The organism is Aneurinibacillus danicus (assembly GCF_007991215.1).
GTDB classification, from domain to species: Bacteria; Bacillota; Bacilli; order Aneurinibacillales; family Aneurinibacillaceae; genus Aneurinibacillus; species Aneurinibacillus danicus.
Window position 1 is genome coordinate 1 of the sequence record NZ_BJXX01000025.1, and the last position, 14,482, is coordinate 14,482.

At 48.0% G+C, this 14,482-nt stretch carries 20 protein-coding genes and 1 pseudogene; 6 read left to right on the forward strand and 15 right to left on the reverse strand.

Going from position 1 to position 14,482, the window contains the following annotated elements; genetic code table 11:
• Positions 1-281: 281 nt before the first annotated feature.
• The gene (locus ADA01nite_RS21895; RefSeq protein WP_170230127.1) at positions 282-437 is read left to right on the forward strand and encodes a ValS family protein; all 156 of its coding nucleotides are present in this window, start codon (positions 282-284) and stop codon (positions 435-437) included.
• A 91-nt stretch (positions 438-528) separates the two neighbouring features.
• On the opposite strand, the gene ADA01nite_RS03100 is transcribed toward ADA01nite_RS21895, so the two are convergent.
• The 3 genes from ADA01nite_RS03100 to ADA01nite_RS03110 form a co-directional block, all read right to left on the reverse strand.
• A complete protein-coding gene (locus ADA01nite_RS03100; protein ID WP_146808442.1) occupies positions 529-1,632 on the reverse strand; it encodes a site-2 protease family protein in 1,104 nt (367 codons plus the stop codon).
• Between the two features lie 70 nt (positions 1,633-1,702).
• Positions 1,703-2,014: an AzlD domain-containing protein gene (locus tag ADA01nite_RS03105; RefSeq protein ID WP_146808443.1), complete on the reverse strand. Its 312-nt coding sequence runs from the start codon at positions 2,012-2,014 to the stop codon at positions 1,703-1,705.
• Positions 2,011-2,772 (reverse strand): AzlC family ABC transporter permease, encoded by a 762-nt coding sequence (locus ADA01nite_RS03110; RefSeq protein WP_146808444.1) that lies wholly within the window; start codon positions 2,770-2,772, stop codon positions 2,011-2,013. The genes ADA01nite_RS03105 and ADA01nite_RS03110 overlap by 4 nt, the downstream gene beginning before the upstream one ends.
• A gap of 78 nt (positions 2,773-2,850) precedes the next feature.
• On the opposite strand from ADA01nite_RS03110, the gene ADA01nite_RS03115 reads away from it, so the two are divergent.
• The gene (locus tag ADA01nite_RS03115) at positions 2,851-3,405 is read left to right on the forward strand and encodes a helix-turn-helix domain-containing protein (RefSeq protein WP_146808445.1); all 555 of its coding nucleotides are present in this window, start codon (positions 2,851-2,853) and stop codon (positions 3,403-3,405) included.
• 62 nt (positions 3,406-3,467) lie between these two features.
• Here ADA01nite_RS03115 and ADA01nite_RS03120 read toward each other — a convergent pair whose 3' ends face one another.
• The 4 genes from ADA01nite_RS03120 to fabG all read right to left on the reverse strand — a co-directional run bounded on the left by ADA01nite_RS03120 (position 3,468) and on the right by fabG (position 6,235).
• Entirely contained in the window at positions 3,468-3,818 is a 351-nt protein-coding gene (locus ADA01nite_RS03120) for a hypothetical protein (RefSeq protein WP_146808446.1), read from the reverse strand.
• A 45-nt stretch (positions 3,819-3,863) separates the two neighbouring features.
• Positions 3,864-4,082: a DUF1540 domain-containing protein gene (locus ADA01nite_RS03125; protein WP_146808447.1), complete on the reverse strand. Its 219-nt coding sequence runs from the start codon at positions 4,080-4,082 to the stop codon at positions 3,864-3,866.
• Between the two features lie 127 nt (positions 4,083-4,209).
• A complete protein-coding gene (locus tag ADA01nite_RS03130; RefSeq protein ID WP_246147199.1) occupies positions 4,210-5,424 on the reverse strand; it encodes a M20 metallopeptidase family protein in 1,215 nt (404 codons plus the stop codon).
• Positions 5,425-5,494: 70 nt separating this feature from the next.
• Positions 5,495-6,235, reverse strand: a complete 741-nt coding sequence (gene fabG, locus ADA01nite_RS03135) for a 3-oxoacyl-ACP reductase FabG (RefSeq protein WP_146808448.1) — start codon at positions 6,233-6,235, stop codon at positions 5,495-5,497.
• Positions 6,236-6,391: 156 nt separating this feature from the next.
• Between fabG and ADA01nite_RS03140 the strand changes: the two genes are divergently transcribed.
• Both ADA01nite_RS03140 and ADA01nite_RS03145 read left to right on the forward strand, forming a co-directional pair.
• On the forward strand, positions 6,392-7,180 hold the full coding sequence (locus tag ADA01nite_RS03140) for an SDR family oxidoreductase (protein WP_146808449.1): 789 nt from the start codon (positions 6,392-6,394) through the stop codon (positions 7,178-7,180).
• A gap of 85 nt (positions 7,181-7,265) precedes the next feature.
• Positions 7,266-7,463: a DUF378 domain-containing protein gene (locus ADA01nite_RS03145; RefSeq protein WP_146808450.1), complete on the forward strand. Its 198-nt coding sequence runs from the start codon at positions 7,266-7,268 to the stop codon at positions 7,461-7,463.
• A 176-nt stretch (positions 7,464-7,639) separates the two neighbouring features.
• Here the strand turns inward: ADA01nite_RS03145 and ADA01nite_RS03150 are convergent, their stop codons facing one another.
• Both ADA01nite_RS03150 and ADA01nite_RS03155 read right to left on the reverse strand, forming a co-directional pair.
• On the reverse strand, positions 7,640-7,906 hold the full coding sequence (locus ADA01nite_RS03150; protein WP_218029525.1) for a hypothetical protein: 267 nt from the start codon (positions 7,904-7,906) through the stop codon (positions 7,640-7,642).
• Between the two features lie 37 nt (positions 7,907-7,943).
• A complete protein-coding gene (locus ADA01nite_RS03155; protein WP_146808451.1) occupies positions 7,944-8,312 on the reverse strand; it encodes a DUF2500 domain-containing protein in 369 nt (122 codons plus the stop codon).
• Positions 8,313-8,649: 337 nt separating this feature from the next.
• Between ADA01nite_RS03155 and ADA01nite_RS03160 the strand changes: the two genes are divergently transcribed.
• The gene (locus ADA01nite_RS03160; RefSeq protein ID WP_170230128.1) at positions 8,650-8,883 is read left to right on the forward strand and encodes an AbrB/MazE/SpoVT family DNA-binding domain-containing protein; all 234 of its coding nucleotides are present in this window, start codon (positions 8,650-8,652) and stop codon (positions 8,881-8,883) included.
• Positions 8,884-8,895: 12 nt separating this feature from the next.
• Positions 8,896-9,063 (forward strand): hypothetical protein, encoded by a 168-nt coding sequence (locus tag ADA01nite_RS21900; protein WP_170230129.1) that lies wholly within the window; start codon positions 8,896-8,898, stop codon positions 9,061-9,063.
• A 62-nt stretch (positions 9,064-9,125) separates the two neighbouring features.
• On the opposite strand, the gene ADA01nite_RS03165 is transcribed toward ADA01nite_RS21900, so the two are convergent.
• The 6 genes and pseudogenes from ADA01nite_RS03165 to ADA01nite_RS03185 all read right to left on the reverse strand — a co-directional run bounded on the left by ADA01nite_RS03165 (position 9,126) and on the right by ADA01nite_RS03185 (position 14,454).
• Positions 9,126-9,440: a ferredoxin family protein gene (locus ADA01nite_RS03165; RefSeq protein WP_146808453.1), complete on the reverse strand. Its 315-nt coding sequence runs from the start codon at positions 9,438-9,440 to the stop codon at positions 9,126-9,128.
• Entirely contained in the window at positions 9,422-10,717 is a 1,296-nt protein-coding gene (locus ADA01nite_RS03170; protein WP_146808454.1) for an FAD-dependent oxidoreductase, read from the reverse strand. The genes ADA01nite_RS03165 and ADA01nite_RS03170 overlap by 19 nt, the downstream gene beginning before the upstream one ends.
• Positions 10,710-11,699 (reverse strand): electron transfer flavoprotein subunit alpha/FixB family protein, encoded by a 990-nt coding sequence (locus ADA01nite_RS03175; protein ID WP_246147200.1) that lies wholly within the window; start codon positions 11,697-11,699, stop codon positions 10,710-10,712. The genes ADA01nite_RS03170 and ADA01nite_RS03175 overlap by 8 nt, the downstream gene beginning before the upstream one ends.
• A gap of 201 nt (positions 11,700-11,900) precedes the next feature.
• A pseudogene (locus tag ADA01nite_RS22535) lies at positions 11,901-12,044 on the reverse strand (DUF362 domain-containing protein); the annotation flags it as partial.
• A 1-nt stretch (position 12,045) separates the two neighbouring features.
• Positions 12,046-12,870: an electron transfer flavoprotein subunit beta/FixA family protein gene (locus ADA01nite_RS03180; protein WP_146808456.1), complete on the reverse strand. Its 825-nt coding sequence runs from the start codon at positions 12,868-12,870 to the stop codon at positions 12,046-12,048.
• Between the two features lie 354 nt (positions 12,871-13,224).
• The gene (locus ADA01nite_RS03185; RefSeq protein ID WP_146808457.1) at positions 13,225-14,454 is read right to left on the reverse strand and encodes an aminopeptidase; all 1,230 of its coding nucleotides are present in this window, start codon (positions 14,452-14,454) and stop codon (positions 13,225-13,227) included.
• Positions 14,455-14,482 lie beyond the last annotated feature (28 nt).

Consider the following 14,482-nt stretch of genomic DNA (forward strand, 5'->3'; position numbering starts at 1 on the left):
CGTACCGCAAAAGTCAGCCGCCCTTCCCATGATTTTCATGTCGGGGTTACGGCTGAGATGCCATGGTGGTTTTCTGTGAAAATCGTAATGAAACTTTCTAAAATTTCTATCAATGTGGAAGCGATTACATTTGAAAACCCTATTTACAAATAAAACAAGGCCTGTTATTATAGTTTTCAATAAATTAAGAATACGTCGACTTATTAGGCAACCTTTAGAGAGAAATCAGGAACTAAGGTCGAGTATTTTTTTCAGAATATTATAATAATAAGGGAGAGATTATGATGACAGTGATGGTAGAGGTAGAAAAACTTCAAAAAATGGAAGCGGAAATCGCACGCCTGCAACGCGAACTACGTGCCCTTCAGTCTGAACCGACACAAGGTTTCGAGCCTCTGGATACGGATGTTTTCCTTACTGAAGTGTATAACGGTTAATACGTGCGGATTGTTAAAGAAAGAAAACATACGGAAAGATACCGGCCGACACTCCCAGAAACCTAAGAGTGTCGGCTTTTTGCGTTCCCTCTTACCCGGCAAGCGGAACCTGAGGAATTTGAACCGACGTATACACCATTAATAATCCTAACGCAACCGCGAGACCGAAATATGCGAGGCCGTACACCCAGCGGGTACGAGGCGATACTTCATAATACTTGTCATCCCGTATCAGTCCCTGTTCCTGCTCATACGGGTCCACTTTCATCTCTACGGACATCTTCACCTGATCGCCCGCTATTTCCGTACGAACAAGCTGCACATCACGCACAAGGCCGTTTGAATATGTAAATGTTTTTGTCTCTTCCAGGCCTGGATAGCTTATCGTTACTATATCTTCTCTCTTCATCATATCCCCAACATGCGTGAACGGCAGTGAGCGCCGATGCTCTTCGGCAGGAATGAACAGCCCTTTCTCGTCGAAGAGCTGAACTGGAATCCAAAGAAAAATGTGTTCCGTATGCAGACGGGAACCCGCTGCATTTTTCTTCTTTTTACGTACATACTTGATGTACAGCTCCCAGGCAAACAATCCCCAGAAGATAAGGAAAATAATAGCCTTCAGATATAGAATGACCACAAGGCCGCCAATCAGCCCGACCACCCAGAGCCAGCGGGAAATCGCAGTAACAATCCGTCCCCCGTCCAGCGGATGAATAGGAAGCAGATTGATCAAATTCAGGAAAAAGCCAATCATAGCAACCGCATACAGCACAGGATGACCTGTTGCCATACCGAGCAGAAGCGCTGCTACAGCCCCGAGCGTACCGACGAGCGGCCCTCCTAATGCAACATACGCTTCCGTCTCCGCATCTTTCGGCTGCTTCTTCATAGTAATAAGCGCACCTAAAAACGGGATGAATGCCGGAGTGGATACGGGCAGATTTTTGCGTTTCGCAGCCCATACATGCCCCATCTCATGGATGAACAGCATAATGACAAGCCCTAATGCGAACGTCCACGGATAGATTAACATATATGCCCAGACCGACAATGCCATCGTCCAGATGGTAGTGCCGAACTTTCCCATTTTCAATATAGGAAGCAAAAATTTCAGTTTGCTGCCGAAGAGAGCAAGAAATCCAAGCAGACCTCCCGCCGCACCCCAGCCGCGTTTCTTCTTTCTCTCAGCCAACAGTAGCTGCCTCCTTATTTATAATCCACCTTCTCTTATGCTTATACGGAAAAATCGTCGGGAAGTTTCACTATCCTATGGTTTGCCACAATAACACGATAATAATTCCGGCCATTACCACAATCATAACATTCAACCGAAACCAGGCTAATGCAACACACACCAGTCCGCCTACAGCCGCCGCCATCGTATTTGCTTCACCGGCCGAAGATAGAATTCCCGGAAAAATCAGCGCGCCGAGTGCAGCAGCCGGTATAAATTGAAAGAAACGATGCAGGAACGGCGGCAACTGAACGTTCTGCAGTACCACCATAGGAAGCATACGCGGAATGTAGGTCACCACACCCATTCCTATAATCAACAGGACAAGTTCCCAATTCATGTATGTGCCTCCTCGCGTTTTTCTTCAGGGAACACCACAGCTCCTAAGGCCGCTGCCATAATGGTAGCGATAATGATGCTCCATCCGGTGGAAAGCCCGTCAAACCATGGCAACCAATGCAACATGGAATGCACGGAAACTGCAGCCAAAGCCACGACGAAAACAGCACGGGACGATCGTACAGATGGTATCAGCAAGCCGATAAACATAGCATACAGCGCAATGCCCATGCTTGCTTGTAGTGAAGGCGGGAGCCCTGTGGCAAGAAAAACACCAACCCAGGTACCTGCATTCCAGGATGCGAATGCCGTCAGATTCAATCCCAGAAGAAATCCCTTTTCTAATTTCCGTTCTTTTCTCAACGCAGCGACTGTAAAAGTCTCATCTGTGATACCAAATGCAAGCAGCGCACGCCACCCGGACGTGGTTTGCCTGAGCCGCTGCGAAAGCGATGCGGTCATAAGAAAGTGACGCAAGTTCAAGATAAATGTCGTCAGCAAAATTTCTCCGTACGCTGTGCCAAGCGCCAGCAAGTTTGCCCCGACAAACTGGCTTGCTCCCGCAAAAATCAACAGCGACATTAACACGCTTATGTAATTCGGCAATCCGGATGATTTCGCCAGCAGTCCAAAAGCAATCGCAATCGGAATATAGCCTACCGCAATCGGAAGACCGGCCCGTACACCCTCTGTCCACGCGGAAGAACCCGGCGAATGGTGTTGTTCTTTTGCTGCATGATATGCCTGTTCCGATTTCATTTTCATTCCCTCCCTTTTATTGTATACTATATTCTAATATAAGTACGTTATAGCGCACAATATAGAAGGAGTGCTTTTATGGAAAAAATACATATTAAGCTTGGACAAAATTTGCAGCGTATCCGCAAGAGCCGGGGATTAAGTCTGGACAGGACAGCAGAATTAACCGGCGTCAGCAAAGCGATGCTCGGACAAATCGAACGGGGTGAATCAAATCCGACCGTAACAACCTTATGGAAAATCGCGAAAGGTCTACGCCTCTCTTTTTCGTCCCTTATCGAAGAAGAAGTGCCCAATGTTTCCATCATCTCATCGGCCGATATTCTGCCCGTTACCGAAGATGAAGGAAGATATCAGGTCTATCCCCTTTTCCCGTTTAATCAGGAAACACAATTTGAGATCTATACAATCTTTATGCTTCCGGGATGTAAGCACCACTCTGAAGCACACACTGCCGGCGTTCAAGAATACATCACCGTTACTGAGGGAACATTGACACTTACCGTCCAGGGGGCAGACTATACGGTTCACGAAGGCAATGCCATCCGGTTCGCGGCGGACATGCCGCATACATATACGAATGAATCCGAAAGCCCTGTTCGCCTGCATGTCGTGATTTATTATCCGGCATAAAAAAACCGGATCGATGATCCGGTTTTTTTCACTAACGAAAAAAGGCATCTCTGCAAGAAAACCTAATAAAACAGACGCAGCAGCAGCGTGAGCAGCACCGCGACCGCGGACAGCCCCATTGCCCACCGTCCGGCCTTCGAACCCCGCGCAGCTGCGATATACCCGACGATAAAGCCGGAGACGCCCAGCATAATCGGCATCATAAAAAAGGCGAGCAAGGCCATAACCAGTCCGAGTATGCCCAGCCCTGTTCCGCCTTCTTTCTTCCTTTCGTTCGCTTCCCTATATTCTTGCCTGCTTCGCCGTTTTTGGATTATATACCGGCGTGGCCTAGTCTGCGTATACGTATCACCTGCGAATTCTTCCCGAAACGGAAACAGAATGACATTATTGCGGCGTTTCGGTTTTTTCATGCCGATTCATCCCTCATCTCCGTAAGAATGTAGGTAGGGGTCGGGCTACGCTTTGTTTCTCGGTTTAAACGTATGGCAGCATGTTTCGCTTGAATAGGAAGCCTGTTCTTTGCGGTCCGTAGAGACGCCGATCTCTCCGATTTCTTCTTTATAATTGGTGTTTGCTTTTCGGTCAATTTCAACCATAATGACTTCCGCTGCGCAGTTATTTCCCTCTGCATAGTACGTACAGTTCGCTACGCTGCATTTTACACCTTGCGGCACAAAAAATCCCCCTTTTGATTTACTCAAGAGAGGGCCGCTGCACAAGAAATCGGCCCTCCCCTGCTACATAGGGTGTGCCCTGCCGCTTGCGCTCATTCATTCATGTTTTTCCATTCGTTCTGCTCCTCTATACCTGCTGTTCCAAATACGTAAGCGCAATGCCAGCCAGCAGCTTGCTGCCGACGGGAAGCATCTTCTCGTCGATCGTAAAGCGCGGATGATGGTGGCTGTATACCGCTTCTTCATTCCGAATCCCCAGGAAGAAATACGCTCCCGGCACGTGCTGCAGGTAATAAGAAAAATCCTCTCCGGCCATACTTGGTACGGCCGGTCTTACGTTCTCTTCGCCCAGTACCATGCGACCCACCTGCTCGACGATGGCATTCATCCGTGGGTCATTGATGACGGAAGGATCTCCTTTTACATACTCAACGGTTGCTGATGCGCCGAATGACGCGCAAACTCCATGCGCAAGACGTTCGAGAAGCTGCGGAATTTCCTTCTGTACATCGGGGTGAAAATAGCGAACCGTTCCCTGCAGTTGTGCCGTATCAGGAATAATGTTATACGTATCACCGGCCTGTATCTGTCCTACGCTTATTACAGCGGGATACAACGGGTCCAATGAACGGCTGACTATCGTCTGCAGCTGTGTGACCAGGTGAGAGGCGATGACGATTGGATCGACAGTTAAGTGCGGCATGGAACCGTGACCGCCTTTGCCATGGATTTTGATTGCAAACGAATCGGAACCGGCCATAATGGGTCCAGCGCACACCTCCAACAGACCGCTATCCACGTTCTGCCACAGGTGAAGCCCAAAGATAGCATCCACATCTTCCAGCACTCCGGCCTTCACCAGCTCGGAAGCCCCGCCTGGCACAACTTCTTCGGCATGCTGGAAAATCAGCTTAATACGCCCGGCAAAAGGCACGGCCCCTTCTGTCAGCGCTCGTGCCGCTCCCAGCAAGATCGCCGTATGGCCGTCGTGGCCGCACGCATGCATTACACCCGGATTTTTTGATGCAAACGGCAGGCCCGTCTCTTCCTGAATCGGCAGCGCATCGATATCGGCACGCAGTGCGACCGTTTTCCCTGACTGTCCCCCTTCAATGTAAGCAATAACATCTTTTCCTGTATATGAATAAGGGGATAACCCCATATTTTTCAACTGTTCACGAATATATTGCACGGTTTTTGATTCCTGATGCGACAATTCCGGATACTGATGGAGGTAGCGCCGCACGTCCACCGTCCATGCCGCATGCGCATCCACAATCTGATTCACCTGAGCTTGCCTGGCCGCATATATCTCCATGCTGTCCGCCAGCTTGCTGTCCATATAAAATCCCCTCCATCTTATGTTTATTATATTAATAGTAGAAGATGGAGAGAATTTTGAAAAGGAAAAATTACAGGACAAGCCCGCCGTCTACTGACAGCACGGCTCCATTAATGTAGGAGGCATGCGGAGAAGCGAGAAATACATACGCGCGTGCAATGTCTTCCGGCTCGCCCAACCGCTGTACAGGTACTTTCTGACGCATCATTTCCAGAATTTTTTCCGGTACGGCATCCGTCATGGGCGTACGGATGAAACCGGGGGCTACCGCATTGACCGTAATGCCTTTGCCTCCCAGCTCCTTCGCCCACGTCTTCGTTAGGCCGATGACACCCGCTTTCGTAGCCGCATAATTCGTCTGTCCGATATTTCCGTATAGACCGATAACTGAAGAAGTATTTATAATACGGCCATATCCGTTCTCGATCATAAGCGGGATCGCGGCTTTTGTACACAAGTAAACACCAGTCAGATTAATGGCAATGACTTGGTCCCATTTCTCTTTCGTCATTTTATGCAGCATGCCATCGCGTGTAATACCAGCATTATTAATCAACACATCAAGCCGACCCGTTCTTTGCCTAACTTGTTCCATCAGTGCCTGTACCGAAGCTTCATCTCCTACATTCACCTGGATACACTCGGCACTTCCACCTGCTTCTTTCAATTCCGTGGCCGCGTGCTCCCCCTGCTCTTCATTCACATCGGCAATGATAACCCGGGCTCCCCGCTCGCAAAACAGCTGTGCCGCTCTTCTCCCCAGACCGCTCGCTCCTCCGGTAATCAACACTACCTGCTTTTCAAACTCCATCCGTACCCCTCCCCTAAAAATACTTTTCTATAGTCTATTCGTCTATGTGCGGAATGTTACACATATTGTCAAACGTCCGGTACTGGATTTTTTCACTTAGCGACAAGCAGGAACCGGGCACACGATGTCAAATCTAATGGAGCAGGAGGTGGAAGAATGACAACCATACAGAATAGCATTATTGTCATAACCGGCGCTTCAAGCGGCATTGGCCTGTCTACCGCTCTGCTTGCGGCTCGGCAGGGGGCTACGCCTGTATTGCTGGCACGCTCTAAAGAGGCCCTGCACGCACTTGCACAGAAGATACGGCATGAAGCGCCGGAAGTCGGCTTTTATACATGTGACGTAACAAACATATCGCAGATCACAACAGTTGTTAAAGAAATTATCGAACGCTACGGTCGAATTGATGTCTGGATTAATAATGCGGGCTACGGTGCGTTCTCTTTATTTACAGAAACAGCACTGGAAGAAATCGAAGGAATGATGGATGTCAATTATTTCGGTGTCGTGCGCTGTACCAAGGTAGTACTGCCGCATATGCTGGAGCGGAGAAGCGGACATATTGTCAATGTTGCTTCGGTGGCCGGTAAGCTGGCTACACCAAAGTCCAGCGGATACTCGGCCAGCAAGTTCGCTGTCATCGGGTTTACGCAAAGCCTGCGTCAAGAGCTGTATGGCAGCGGGGTATCCATCTCAGCGGTAAATCCGGGACCTGTCCAAACGCCGTTTTTCGACCGTGCCGACCCGAGCGGGGGCTACCGGCGTAGCATTGAGAAGTTCATGGTTACACCAGAAGCGGTGGCACGTACAATTCTTCGCACAATTCACACACACGAAGCAGAAGCCATCATTCCGCGATATATGCGTGCCGGTGTTGTATTGTCGCACCTGTTTCCCCGCTTCTTTGAACGGGTTATCGCACCGCTGGTAAACAAAAAGTAACGAACTTTCCTGGATATTTTCTCTGATTATCTGTATCGAAAATGGACATAATGAAAATATAGGTTTAGAAAGGAGATGAACAAATATGGATCGCTTAGCTCTTATTCTTGTTATCATCGGAGCCATCAACTGGTTGCTGGTCGGGTTGTTCCAGTGGGATCTTGTAGCCGCGCTGTTCAACGGCGAAGGCTCATTCCTAAGCCGTATCGTATACTCTTTGGTGGGTCTTGCGGGACTGTACTGCATCAGCCTTCTGTTCCGCGAACGCCGTACAGCCTCTTAAATGTATGATTTAGCCGAGAACGCTCGTGACTTCAGTCATGAGAGGTTCAAACAGGGAATCTCAACGTAAAAAGCACCGATCTGTCGGTGCTTTTTACTATTCTGACTGGTTGTCCGTGAAATGTCAAAGCCAGCAATGTAAGCAATGGCCCTTTTATGTTCATAGCGGGCTTTTTATTATTTATAGATTCTTTTTACATCTTTCACAAACCACTCGATTCTACCGCAGCATTCACATGTAAGCGTGTGCGCTGTCCTGTTTACAAAGTCAAGCTTCAAAAATGTAAGAAACGCTGTATTTAACTGTGCGCCTCCTGTAATGAACTTATCATGCTTGCAGTGCGGACATACGACTTTAATGCCTTGTGCCTCATACTCTCCCGGTCCGATGGATTGCTTGACGTTTTTGGCTAGCATTTTCATAAATCGTTTGCTGTTGGACAATTCTCTCCCCCTCTTTTCTTACCATACAATTGTTCTTTTATTCACGGCCATTCCTTTCAAAACTAAGATAGCGTGTTCCTTGAAAGGTAAGTCTTCCTTTATCTTTTTCCGCTAACAAGCCATATTCCTTACCGGATATGCGAAATTCCATTCTATCTCCGCTCTCAACCTCAAACGTTGCGTAATAAGTTGTTTGGTTATGATGATGCATGCCATTATTATGATTATGTATGTGGTGTGAGGTATGGCTCCTTTTGGAAACAACGCAGGCATCAACAATTAATACCGGCTGTTTGTTGTTATTGATCCACTCACCAATGCCTTTGATAATACTTATAGAAATGAATACTAAAATCAATGCAAAGAATACGGGAAAAATTGCACTCATGAAATCGAACATGAACATAAAAACCCACTCCTCGCTTTCGTCTCCCTTCACCCTCTTGTAAATATTATACATGTGATTTAAAGGAATTTGTTGAGTCTATTCCTCTTAGCTATCTCGTATAAGTTCATTATTTTTTAATACAGGTTTTATCACCATTATACTCAGCTTTCCACACATCAAATATCTGCTTGTCTGTTATAAAGATAATTTTAAGAAAATCCATGAACCATTATTAAAACTAGACATTACAGAACTAATTCAGTAAGAAAACTTTACATCCTAAGTACATAATAATTCCAAACAAAATGTATGATAAAATAAAAATATGTAAGACAAAGAAGCGGAGGTAATGAAGATGTCTAACACATTGCGAACAGAGAGTGAAATAAAGCAAAGATATCAGACAACAATTCCTAAAGAAATTCGAGATAAAGCTAAGCTTGATATAGGAGACGAATTAATATGGAAGTATGATGAAATCCGAGATGAGATCATTGTTATACGGAAGCCTAAAAGATTTTCTGATGCATTGTGGGGGTTTAGGAAAAGAAATGTGGAAAAAAGAGAGTACAGACGAGTATGTTCGTAAGGAGCGCGAGTCATGGGAATGAAAGAAGTGTTATTAAATAGCACACGATTAGCGTTAGATACAAGCCTTTTTATTTACGCCTTTGAACAACATCCTCAGTATGGAGAAAATGTAGAAAAAGGCGAAGGCCTTTTTCTTCCTTGGATCTCATTTCTTCTTTCTCTCCTTCTTTCTTCGTGATTTTCACAGAAAAAAGAGAAGCCCTCTATAATAAGAGCGCTTCCCTCTTTGATCTTACTTACCTACGCCAATCTGAACACGATGCCGTGTCCGCCCTTCGGATACTCCCACTTGATGTTCTGGTACGGGCAGCCGATGCGACAGCTGCCGCACTCATGACATCCCTCATAACCAACCGCCATCCGCATGCCTTCCCATTTATACACCTCAGCCGGACAGAAAATGGTACAGAGCTTATCAGGACAGTTTGTGGCACAGATGTCGTGGTCCAACACATGCAGATGTGACTGCGTATCTGCCCTAAACCTCACCAGATACTGCTTCTCTTCAATGTTATTCGTACGCGGTACGAGACTCATTATTTCATCACCTTCCATGCGCGATAAATGTCTTGCACCATAGCCAGTTTACTTTTACCTTCCGTCAAACTCTTGAAAATATGCTTCTGTTTCTCCCTCTTCGGCACTCCGTCCACCGTGAAGAACTTGCTCGCCGCCTGATTAATCATCGGGATATACTCTTTAAAATACTGCGGATACGACTCAAATGTATGGGTCGCGTCTTTGTATTTTTTCAGATCCTGACCGACAAAGCTGTCAAGCAAGCGCTTACGGTACGTATCCAGCATGTTCTCTGAAAAATCGTTCGCTTCTTTGGCGAGAATAATCGTCTCTGCAGCCAGTCTCCCTGACGTCATCGCCATATTGCTGCCTTCACGATGAATGCTATTAACCATCTGACCCGCGTCACCGACGACCACGACCCCGTTCCCTACAATCTTCGGCATCGAGTGGAAGCCGCCTTCCGGAATCAAGTGTGCCGCATACTCCATCGATTCGCCGCCGCGAATCAACGGGCGCACGATTGGATGGCTCTTCAGATAATCCAGTAGATCGTACGGGCGCAGCTTATGCTTAATCATGCCCGACAGCGTGGCGCCAACACCGATATTAATGCTTTCTTTATTTGTATAAATAAAGCCTGTGCCGAGAATACCTTTGGTAGCATCGCCGAAAATCTCAATCGTAGTACCCTGGTTTGGTTCCAGATTGAAACGGTCCTCGATTTTCTCTGCCGGGAGGTTGATAACCTCCATGACGGCCAGCGCTACTTCTTCCGGCTTGAACTCCTTGTGGAAGCCAAGCGATTTGGCAAGCAGTGAATTTACCCCGTCAGCCAGCACGACTACATCCGCATATACGTCTCCATCCGGACGGTCTGTACGCACACCGACAACTCGGCCGTCTTCCACAAGGCACTCGGTCACTACCGTTTCGTTAATGAGCAACGCGCCCTGCTCCACGGCCTTGTTCGCGTACCACTGGTCGAATTTGGCCCGAAGTACCGTAAAGTTGTTATATGGCTCTTTGGCCCATTCCAATCCTTTATATCCGCTTGTGAATACCGATTCTTCCCCAAGCATCCAGAATCGCTGCTCTACGACGGGACGTTCGACCGGCGCTTCCTTGTAGAAACCCGGGATCATCTCTTCCATCTGATGACGGTACAGCACGCCGCCCATTACGTTTTTGGCGCCCGGGTACTCCCCTCTCTCAATCAGCAGTACGTTTAGACCGGCTTTTGCCATAGTATATGCGGCAGACGTGCCGGCAGGCCCCGCGCCGACAACAATTGCATCAAATTTCTCAGACATGGACTGCTTCACCGCCTTTTACGACTTTTTTGAATGCTTCGATGAGCTTTGGTACCACTTCAAAGGCATCACCAACGATGCTGTAGGTGGCAACGCTGTGAATAGCTGCGTCCGGGTCTTTGTTAATCGCGATAATAAACTCGGAATTCTGCATGCCAACTATATGCTGTACCGCACCGGAAATGGCAATGGCGAAATAAATCTTCGGTGTTACCGTTACACCGGTCTGACCAATCTGATAATGGTGTTCAATCCATCCCGCCTCTACCGCATCCCGGCTTGCGCCGACACTGGCGCCCAGTACTTCGGCCAGGTCGTAGCAAAGCTGAAATCCTTTTGCATCACCCAGCCCTTTGCCACCGGCGACGATAATATGCGCTTCGTCCAATTTGACCCGGTTTCCGGTCTCACGCACAATTTCGAGTACCTTTGTCTGCAAATCATTCTCATGCATACCGAGCGGTTCGTGAATCAGCTTGCCCTGACGGCCCGGCTGCGGCTCCAGCGCCTTCATTACTTTTGAGCGAACCGTAGCCATCTGCGGACGATGGTTTTTACAGAGGATAGTGGCCATGATGTTGCCGCCGAACGCCGGGCGGCTCGCCTCAAGCAAGCGCTTCTCAGGCTCCACGTCAAGCATTGTACAGTCAGCGGTTAGACCGGTCGCAAGGTCTGTCGCCACCGCGCTCGCAAGGTCTTTCCCGTTGGTGGTCGCGCCGTACAGAATAATCTCCGGTTTGTATTTATTGCACAAGTCTACGGTGCCTTTCATATAAGTCTCGGAACGATAATCTTTCAAAATCGGATCGTCAATCATGTAGACAATGTCCGCACCATATTCGAAGCAGGTCTGAGCAAGCGGCTCAATCTGGTATCCGAGGACGAAGCCCGCAAGTGGTGTATTCAGCTTATCGGCGAGACGACGGCCTGCTCCCAGCAACTCAAGCGATACGCCGGCAATACGACCGTCCGTATGATCGATGAAGACCCAGACGCCCTCATGGTCGGCAAACGCATCCGTCCGCGCCTGCGGCTTCGATTCCGTTTTGGTTTCTACGGCAGCGGTTACTGCTTCAACCGGAACTTCCTTCTTCTCTTCCGGTTTTGCCTTCGATGCTGCCGGGGCAGGTGGTGGAGCCGCTTTTGCTTTTGTCGGATTCGGCAGACTGATCGCCTCTGTCGGACAAACAGGAATACATTCCTGACACTCCTCACACTTCGCCGCATCAACTTCACACTTATCAGGACCTAAATACAGCGCACTGACCGGACAGGTATCTACGCATGTGCCGCAGGAAATACAAGCGGCGGAAATTGTAACAGCCATGTTATTTGCCCCCCTGCACAAGTAGTTCGCGTTTCTCTTTTAACAGGATATCAACCAGTTGGCTTACCTGCTGATCTATCGTTCCTGTGAGCCGTTTTCCGCCTTCTGGCTTCGGCGGACTAAACATCTTGCCAACAATTGTTGGCGATCCTTTAAGACCGAGCTGGGAACGTTCCACATCTTCTAAATCGTTAACCGTCCACACCGTCGGTTGATAGCGGGCGGCACGAATCATATTGGGCAGCGGTGAATATGGAACCTCATTAATCTCTTTCTCTACTGTCAGCAGGCAGGGCAACGACGATTCCAGTACCTCATATCCGTCTTCGAGCTTGCGGTGTACAATAATCTTTCTGTTTGCTTCATCGATCTCTACGATCTTCTTTACACCGGTAAGCGGCGGAATATTCATGCGGCGCGCAACACCCGGTCCGACTTGTCCTGTATCGCCATCAATCGCCATTTTGCCGCAGATAACAAGATCGAGCGGCTCTTCTTTCATAATGCGGTTGATTGCCCGCGACAGCGCATAGCTGGTCGCCAGCGTATCCGCGCCAGCAAACGCGCGGTCGGAAATTAAATATCCGACATCGGCGCCGATTTCCACACATTTCTTAATCGCAGCCACGGCCTGCGGCGGACCCATGGACAGAATAGATACTTTGCCGCCGTAACGTGCGCGCAGCCGTACCGCTTCTTCGACCGCGTGTGTATCATACGGATTCAGAATGGCCGGTACGCCCCGTCTGTCGAGCGTATTCGTTTTCGGATCGATCTTGATAATCTTGGTGTCCGGCACTTGCTTGACGCAAACCAGAATGTGCATAGAGAAGCCTCCTTGTGCAGAATAAATATATTGTGAAAAAAGGTACATACACAAGATGAGCCATGGTGAAAAACTAAGAAGAAAATGAAATGGTTTGAAAGCAATAAACAGAGAGCGCAAAAGACAGAATGTTCAGATTTTAAACAATATAATAATAGTATTTATTGTGGATGTAGTAGGAATATGAATGCGCGGAGCTTGTTTATATTTGTCGTGTATTATATTTTTATTCGGTGTTCCTATCCGGATTCCTGCTTCCTTTTTGTAAAAACACAAAAACACCCTGCAATTTTTTGAGAAATATGAGAAAAAGGACAATCCAACCGGATTGCCCTCTCAGCGCAACGAACGCGTCTATGCCCAATTTCCATTTCGGAATACAGGCTCTCTGGTTCCGTCCGCAAGCTCTCCGTCAATATTCATATCCGCGGAACCGATCATGAAATCGACATGGGTGATGCTTGTATTGAGTCCGTTTTGCTTAATTTCTTCCTGTGACATATTCTTTCCGCCTTCGATACAGAAAGCATAGGCGTTCCCGATCGCCAAATGATTGGAGGCGTTCTCGTCAAACAATGTGTCGTAGAAAATAATGTTGGAATTTGAAATCGGCGAATCATGAGGAACCAGCGCAATTTCTCCTAGATAGCGAGCGCCTTCGTCAGTTTCTATCAGTTGTTCAAGAATGTCCCGGCCCGTCTCCGCCTGAACATCCACAATTCGACCCTTCTCAAATGTCAGAGTAAAATTCTCAATAATATTTCCACCGTAATTGAGAGGCTTCGTGCTTCTAACCACGCCATTTACGCCCTCTTTCAGCGGAACGGTAAACACTTCTTCAGTCGGTATATTTGCTATGAAATCTACGCCCTTTTCGCTGACGGATCCGGCTCCGATCCAGATATGATTCGACGGAAGTTCAACCGTTAAATCCGTGCCAGGAGCCTGATAATGAAGATATTTATACCGTTTTCGGTTTAATTCATCGACTTTTTGGTGGATTGACGCACTGTGCTCCTCCCAGGCGCGAACAGGATCCTCCTGATCAATACGGACGGCCTTGAAAATTGCTTCCCACAGGGCATCGACCTGTTCATTCGCATTCTTATCCGGAAAAACTTTGGCCGCCCATTCCGGAGAGGGAACGGCGACAATGGACCAACTTACTTTATCGGCCGTAACGTACCGACGGAACGCCTCCATCCCCTTTCCCGACGCTTTGGTCGCTGCAGCAATTCGCTTCGGATCTACTCCTTTCAGCAATTCCGGATTGGATGAGCGAATGTGCAAAAAGCAGGCTCCTTCCTCCGCCATTTCTTCGTATCCTTTTCCTTTCCATAACGGAAACTCGTCAAATGCTTCATCCGGTGCCAAGTCATACTTGATTCTTGTGCTGACTTCGTCGTTCCATTCGATATGTACGTTTTTGGCACCGGCTTCGTATGCTTTTTTGACTACCCTCCGGGCAAAATCTGCCGCGCTAATGGGCGTATTCAACACCATCGTCTGTCCCGGCTGAACGTTAACCCCCACTTTTACCGCCAATTCCGCATACTTATCTAATTTCTGCTCAAATGCTGACATAAAAACACCTCTTTTTTCTGTGAAAATC

Excerpts from the sequence above, each read along its gene's own strand:
- ADA01nite_RS21895 (WP_170230127.1), top strand. The coding sequence starts at position 282 with ATGATGACAGTGATGGTAGAGGTAGAAAAACTTCAAAAAATGGAAGCG.
- ADA01nite_RS03105 (WP_146808443.1), bottom strand. The coding sequence starts at position 2,014 with ATGAATTGGGAACTTGTCCTGTTGATTATAGGAATGGGTGTGGTGACC.
- ADA01nite_RS03110 (WP_146808444.1), bottom strand. The coding sequence starts at position 2,772 with ATGAAATCGGAACAGGCATATCATGCAGCAAAAGAACAACACCATTCG.
- ADA01nite_RS03115 (WP_146808445.1), top strand. The coding sequence starts at position 2,851 with ATGGAAAAAATACATATTAAGCTTGGACAAAATTTGCAGCGTATCCGC.
- ADA01nite_RS03120 (WP_146808446.1), bottom strand. The coding sequence starts at position 3,818 with ATGAAAAAACCGAAACGCCGCAATAATGTCATTCTGTTTCCGTTTCGG.
- ADA01nite_RS03130 (WP_246147199.1), bottom strand. The coding sequence starts at position 5,424 with ATGGACAGCAAGCTGGCGGACAGCATGGAGATATATGCGGCCAGGCAA.
- fabG (WP_146808448.1), bottom strand. The coding sequence starts at position 6,235 with ATGGAGTTTGAAAAGCAGGTAGTGTTGATTACCGGAGGAGCGAGCGGT.
- ADA01nite_RS03140 (WP_146808449.1), top strand. The coding sequence starts at position 6,392 with ATGACAACCATACAGAATAGCATTATTGTCATAACCGGCGCTTCAAGC.
- ADA01nite_RS03145 (WP_146808450.1), top strand. The coding sequence starts at position 7,266 with ATGGATCGCTTAGCTCTTATTCTTGTTATCATCGGAGCCATCAACTGG.
- ADA01nite_RS03155 (WP_146808451.1), bottom strand. The coding sequence starts at position 8,312 with ATGTTCATGTTCGATTTCATGAGTGCAATTTTTCCCGTATTCTTTGCA.
- ADA01nite_RS03160 (WP_170230128.1), top strand. The coding sequence starts at position 8,650 with ATGTCTAACACATTGCGAACAGAGAGTGAAATAAAGCAAAGATATCAG.
- ADA01nite_RS21900 (WP_170230129.1), top strand. The coding sequence starts at position 8,896 with ATGGGAATGAAAGAAGTGTTATTAAATAGCACACGATTAGCGTTAGAT.
- ADA01nite_RS03165 (WP_146808453.1), bottom strand. The coding sequence starts at position 9,440 with ATGGAAGGTGATGAAATAATGAGTCTCGTACCGCGTACGAATAACATT.
- ADA01nite_RS03170 (WP_146808454.1), bottom strand. The coding sequence starts at position 10,717 with ATGTCTGAGAAATTTGATGCAATTGTTGTCGGCGCGGGGCCTGCCGGC.
- ADA01nite_RS03180 (WP_146808456.1), bottom strand. The coding sequence starts at position 12,870 with ATGCACATTCTGGTTTGCGTCAAGCAAGTGCCGGACACCAAGATTATC.
- ADA01nite_RS03185 (WP_146808457.1), bottom strand. The coding sequence starts at position 14,454 with ATGTCAGCATTTGAGCAGAAATTAGATAAGTATGCGGAATTGGCGGTA.